The following is a 5,027-nucleotide window of genomic DNA, read 5'->3' on the forward strand; positions in this document are numbered from 1 at the left end:
GTTTTAGGTCGGGGAGTTTTTCCATTCCTTTATCTAATGTCTATCTTGTCTTCTTGTCAAGGGGGTTGAGCAATTACGAAAGTTCTACAACGAGCAATGTACGGGATTAACGGATTTAATGGATTTAACGGAGGGATATTGAGGAGAGAAGGAAGAGGGAAGAAGTTATTTACGAGATAGGGCAGAATTTGATTGAGGGGCAGGTTAACCGTAATCTGTAATATAAACAAAAAAGCTGATAAACCCGCCCCGACGAGGCTATTATAGTCGAGCGACTTTCAGCATAAATAAACCTACCCACAGCGTTTGGGCGCAACTACAAACCTTTGATTTTTATGAAATTGAGGTACTTAGTTATTGAAAGAAATTAGTATCTTCCTATTTTTATTGAGTGGCCGCTGGAGTGCGCTTTAATTGTTCCATTTCCTCAACATAAACTTCACCTAAATCTTTTCCGGCCAATTCCTTCAGAGTAATACTCTTGTAGCGGACTTCTCCCTTCAGCAACACTTCATCGCCAAGCTGGGGCAAATCTTGCTTGGTTAAAATCCAAATACTGCCAGTACCATCCTCAAGTTGATAAGCCGCATTCCCTACAAACGGAGCGCGATTTTCTACCTTTCCCCGGAGATAAACTTCAGCATCCACTTGCCGCTTTTGTTGAACGTCGCCAATGCTAGCCACATTAAAGCCAAGATTAAGTTGAGACAGAGGTAAATTGCCACAACTGAAAAAACCGCTGGCGAGGACTAGCGACAAAGAGCCGGTGCAGAATCTTTGAACCCAAACTTGCTTAATTGCAGTAGTCATTGGTCAAATGATTAGAGATGTGAGATACGACTTACTTTAACAGAATCCCCAGAATCGATCGCAAGTAAGAAATTTTTCTAGTGGAGTCCTTGGCGGGGATTAAGCTAAAATCTAAAATCGTCAGCCCCTAACCCAGAGTCTACAATGGATGCCAAAACTGCTCAAATACTAGATGGCAAAGCTTTAGCGACAAAGATTCAAAGCGAGCTGAGCGATCGAGTCCGCGCCCTACAACCCCAAAAAGGGCGTCCTCCGGGACTTGCGGTGCTGATGGTGGGCGACAACCCAGCCAGCGCAGCCTATGTTCGCAACAAAGAGCGAGCCTGCGCTAAGGTTGGCATAGCTTCCTTCGGCCAGCATTACCCCGCAAACGTTACTCAAGCCGAACTAGAACTTGCAATTCGTGCACTCAACGAGGACGATCGAGTAGATGGCATTTTAGTTCAATTACCGCTACCAGAGCACTTAGACGCAATTTCGCTGCTGTACCAAATTGCCCCCGACAAAGATGCTGACGGACTTCACCCTGTAAATTTAGGCCGTCTCGTGCGCGGGGAGCAAGGTTTGCGGAGTTGTACTCCCGCCGGAGTGATGCGGTTATTGCAAGAATACCAGATTGATTTAAAAGGAAAAAATGCCGTTGTTTTGGGACGAAGTATTTTGGTAGGTAAACCGATGGCGCTGATGCTGTTAGAAGCCGACTGCACTGTTACTGTAGCTCATTCGCGATCGCAAAACTTAGAATCTATTACCAAGCAAGCCGATATTTTAATAGCCGCAGTCGGCCGCACAGAAATGATTACAGCTAATATGGTTAAACCCGGAGCAGTAGTAATTGATGTCGGTATCAACCGCGTCGTCAATCCAGACGGTACGAGCCGTTTGGCCGGAGATGTTGATTTTAATGCTGTTAAAACAGTAGCCGAATTTATCACGCCGGTGCCGGGAGGAATCGGGCCGATGACTGTTGCTATGCTTTTGGAAAATACCGTTTCGAGTTATATTGAATACGGTTCTAATTGAATTATGACCCACTTATGAGCCAGTATTGGCTCAAGTAGGGTTAGTAATCTACCAACAGACAAAGATTTTAGCTATGGCTTTAACACCGGATTCGTCAGGGACATTGCGCTTAATTGGCGACAACACCTCGGAATTCATTCAACTTTTTCCTAAAGATATAACCAACTTCCCTTTAGGAGCTTGGGCGCTCGATGGCGACGATACAGTAAATGGCTCAGGGGCTAGCGAGTTAATCCTGGGAAATGAAGGGGAAGATTTTCTCACAGGTTTTGGAGGCAACGATTCTTTATTTGGGGGAAAAGGAAGAGATGCCTTGTTTGGACAGGAAGGGAATAACTCCCTCAGTGGTGGTCTAGATGCTGATTTTATTGTGGGAGAGGCTGGCGATGATATTTTATTTGGGGGTAGAGGGAATGATGTTTTAGACGGCGCAGATGGGAATAACACTCTGGTTGGCGGCTTGGGCAGAGACTTCTTAAGTTGTGGGTTTGGCAATAATTTATGCGTTCTGGGAATAGATTCTGCCACTACAGATATCAATTCTAGTGATATAATCGAAAGTTTTTATCCTGATTTGGATCGCATTGGATTAGCGAGTGACTTAACGGTCAATGATATAGTGTTGGAGCAGGTACAGAATGTGGCATTAACATATACTTTCGATCTGCCGCAAGCTTTACAACCATTACTCCCTCCAAGTCCGGCCGACGCATTTAGCGGATCTGCTTCAGGAACTCAACTCAGAGGCGGAATTAGCGGAGTTTATTCAGGAACTCTCATCAGAGTCAGAAATTCTAACGCGATTTTAGGTTTTGTAGACGATGTAACCCCAAATGAACTTCAAAGCAGGATTGTTTCCGTTCAGGGTTTCTAAATTCAGGACAATCACTCCTGGACTGACAAACTTATCATACAGCAGATTCCATGTATAGATGATTAATTTGAACAGCAATTGCGATCGTAAGAAAGCCTGTAACTTCTTGATGTTCGCCTACTGGTTGTACAATTTCAATAATATCTCGATTGTGCAGTTCGTAGCGTACCGCCGGATTTTCTGGCAGCCACTCCACAAATTCCTAGAAGTTTACGAGTTTGGGTAAAGCTTGAGTCATAGGTTTTCAGAATTACCGATAATATAAATTATATCTCTATCTATCTGCGTTTATCTGCGTGCATCTGCGGTTACAAATTCCCAATCTGCCAGCCTTGCTAGATTCAAACAATTTAAAATGCTGGATTTAATCGGGCGCTTTTCATCCCAAAATACGATCGCTGAATAAAAGTTAATGGCCGCCGGTGAATTCAAAAGCTCAAAAGTTTGACGTGCAACTCTCTCGCTCTCAAAGCTAAGAAAGTAAACAGTATCATCGAAGATTGCAGGTTTATTAGCTATTTCACCGATTAACCTAAAATCCAATTTTTTATAAAGCCCGCAAATCGCAATTTTCCAAGGTTGGAAGCTATAATCGCCTACTCCAAAAATCGAAAATCGAGGGTTATTTTGATAAATTTTGCTTTTGCGATTATCTAGATATTGCCCGCACTTCTCTAGATAACGTCCGGTTTTAGGAGCTATAGTTTTGATATTTTCGGTTGATTCACCGATAAATTTTTGAGTAACTAGGATATAGCGCTCCGTAGCATTAATGCGATTTTGAGCAACATCCGATCCTTTAAGTAGCGGAAATAGATAAGTTTCCTCAATCTCGACAGCTTCCCCAAATCCATTGACAAACAAATTATCAATTTTCCGAAATTCCATCACATTCGAGCAGTCATGTTTGACACCAGATCGCCATTTTACCCCTGAATTCACCGCATATAAATTACCCAATTTACTGAAAGAGTTTATATCCTTAACCAGGAGATTGTTGTGATATCCGATTCGGTGGCAGTCAGAACTTTCTAAACTGCTAAATACATCGCAGAAGTAGTTTTGTGAGCTTGAGTCAAACTTGCAGAATAACAGACAGGCATCAACATTTGCATCAAAATACTTTTTAGCATCTATTTTGTAAGTTGCACAGTTAGCGAGATTAAGTTTTTTTGAATGAATGTAACTCAATAACTTTCTGGCCACGGAAGTCTTGCAAAGCATTGCCAGAGTGGCGTCACGATTTTGCAACCATTGTATCGCATGGATCAGCATCCATTCTGAGATATCGAAGTTACTTTTACCTGTTAGTGCATCTAAGCCAGTGTGCTTTTGAAAGTTACTTTTTTTGGGCAAGTTTTCACTGCCAATAGTTCCTTGTTGTGAGTTTGTTACCCAAGGAAAGTTGCCAAGTACCAGTACCCTATGATTAAATTGGTTGATTAATGATGTCCAGTCAAATTCAAAAAAATCTCCGTGCTTAACCTCACATCTTTCATCCTGTAACAATTCATGCTTAGCTTTTAATTCTATTAAATAACTTTGATTGATTTCAACCCCGATAATCTTGCTGGCGGATGGAAACAAATTTGCAGCAGCTTTAATGAAATTACCTATCCCGCAAGTTGGCTCAATGATGACTTTGGGGTTAACATCAAGTTCTATCAATTTCCGACACACCATCTGTACTAATTCCAGCGGTGTCTGAAAAACCCCGTATTCTAGTTTGGTTTTGCGATCGTTGGAACTCATCGGTTAGATTTATAAACTGCGATAACCCCTTCCTGTTGTCCGGCACGCTCAATGACTCTTCCATACTGAAGTCGCCATTGCAACGCATTAGAAATGGTCAAAAAACCTTGCAAGGGTGGGTTTCTCAGTATTTCGTCGTCTCATCTACCTTAAGATAATCAAACAAGTCTTCTCTAACATTAGGAAAAAGCTCGGAAGTCAGTAGGGTGAAAAGAACTTTTCTTGCTAAATTATATTCCTTTTGCTGGATTTTTAGATAATCTGTATCGGTGTCATCTTTCACAATGTGAACATGAACACGATTTCTAATCTGACGGAGATATGGAAGGTTCTTAAAGAATTCGTCATTTCCCAATGCAACAAGCTTTTTTGACTCGACGCGCTGGCACATTTTATCAAAACTCATTTCTTCGTAAATTTCTGGATTAACCTTTTCCAAAATTTCCATATCAATTTTTTTCTTCTTCCCATCAGCATCTTCAAACTCCTGCCCCATTTGTGACAAGTTAAGAAAAAGTGCAAATTGTCAAGGGGGTAGACTTGCAAGAGGTAAAATAGGATGAAACCT

The 5,027-nt window shown here is 41.8% G+C and carries 6 protein-coding genes; 2 read left to right on the forward strand and 4 right to left on the reverse strand.

Features of this window, described 5'->3' with window-relative positions; genetic code table 11:
• Nucleotides 1-384: 384 nt before the first annotated feature.
• Entirely contained in the window at nt 385-810 is a 426-nt protein-coding gene (locus QUA58_RS30755; protein ID WP_333255428.1) for a DNA-binding protein, read from the reverse strand.
• 144 nt (nt 811-954) lie between these two features.
• Between QUA58_RS30755 and folD the strand changes: the two genes are divergently transcribed.
• Both folD and QUA58_RS30765 read left to right on the forward strand, forming a co-directional pair.
• Entirely contained in the window at nt 955-1,833 is an 879-nt protein-coding gene (gene folD, locus QUA58_RS30760) for a bifunctional methylenetetrahydrofolate dehydrogenase/methenyltetrahydrofolate cyclohydrolase FolD (RefSeq protein ID WP_333255426.1), read from the forward strand.
• Nucleotides 1,834-1,906: 73 nt separating this feature from the next.
• Nucleotides 1,907-2,707 carry a calcium-binding protein gene (locus QUA58_RS30765; protein WP_333397921.1) on the forward strand — a complete coding sequence of 267 codons (801 nt, stop codon included), beginning with the start codon at nt 1,907-1,909 and terminating at the stop codon, nt 2,705-2,707.
• Nucleotides 2,708-2,741: 34 nt separating this feature from the next.
• On the opposite strand, the gene QUA58_RS30770 is transcribed toward QUA58_RS30765, so the two are convergent.
• The 3 genes from QUA58_RS30770 to QUA58_RS30780 all read right to left on the reverse strand — a co-directional run bounded on the left by QUA58_RS30770 (nt 2,742) and on the right by QUA58_RS30780 (nt 4,955).
• Nucleotides 2,742-2,903, reverse strand: a complete 162-nt coding sequence (locus QUA58_RS30770) for a hypothetical protein (RefSeq protein WP_333255422.1) — start codon at nt 2,901-2,903, stop codon at nt 2,742-2,744.
• A 92-nt stretch (nt 2,904-2,995) separates the two neighbouring features.
• Nucleotides 2,996-4,459, reverse strand: a complete 1,464-nt coding sequence (locus tag QUA58_RS30775; protein WP_333397923.1) for a class I SAM-dependent methyltransferase — start codon at nt 4,457-4,459, stop codon at nt 2,996-2,998.
• Nucleotides 4,460-4,583: 124 nt separating this feature from the next.
• Nucleotides 4,584-4,955 (reverse strand): hypothetical protein, encoded by a 372-nt coding sequence (locus QUA58_RS30780; RefSeq protein WP_333397925.1) that lies wholly within the window; start codon nt 4,953-4,955, stop codon nt 4,584-4,586.
• Nucleotides 4,956-5,027: the final 72 nt, after the last annotated feature.

The sequence above is a fragment of the Microcoleus sp. N9_A1 genome (assembly GCF_036701795.1).
Classification (GTDB): domain Bacteria; phylum Cyanobacteriota; class Cyanobacteriia; order Cyanobacteriales; family Microcoleaceae; genus Microcoleus.

Bases quoted from the DNA above. Each gene is read 5' to 3' on its own strand.
- QUA58_RS30775 (WP_333397923.1), bottom strand. From the start codon at position 4,459: ATGAGTTCCAACGATCGCAAAACCAAACTAGAATACGGGGTTTTTCAG.
- QUA58_RS30755 (WP_333255428.1), bottom strand. From the start codon at position 810: ATGACTACTGCAATTAAGCAAGTTTGGGTTCAAAGATTCTGCACCGGC.
- QUA58_RS30765 (WP_333397921.1), top strand. From the start codon at position 1,907: ATGGCTTTAACACCGGATTCGTCAGGGACATTGCGCTTAATTGGCGAC.
- folD (WP_333255426.1), top strand. From the start codon at position 955: ATGGATGCCAAAACTGCTCAAATACTAGATGGCAAAGCTTTAGCGACA.
- QUA58_RS30780 (WP_333397925.1), bottom strand. From the start codon at position 4,955: ATGGGGCAGGAGTTTGAAGATGCTGATGGGAAGAAGAAAAAAATTGAT.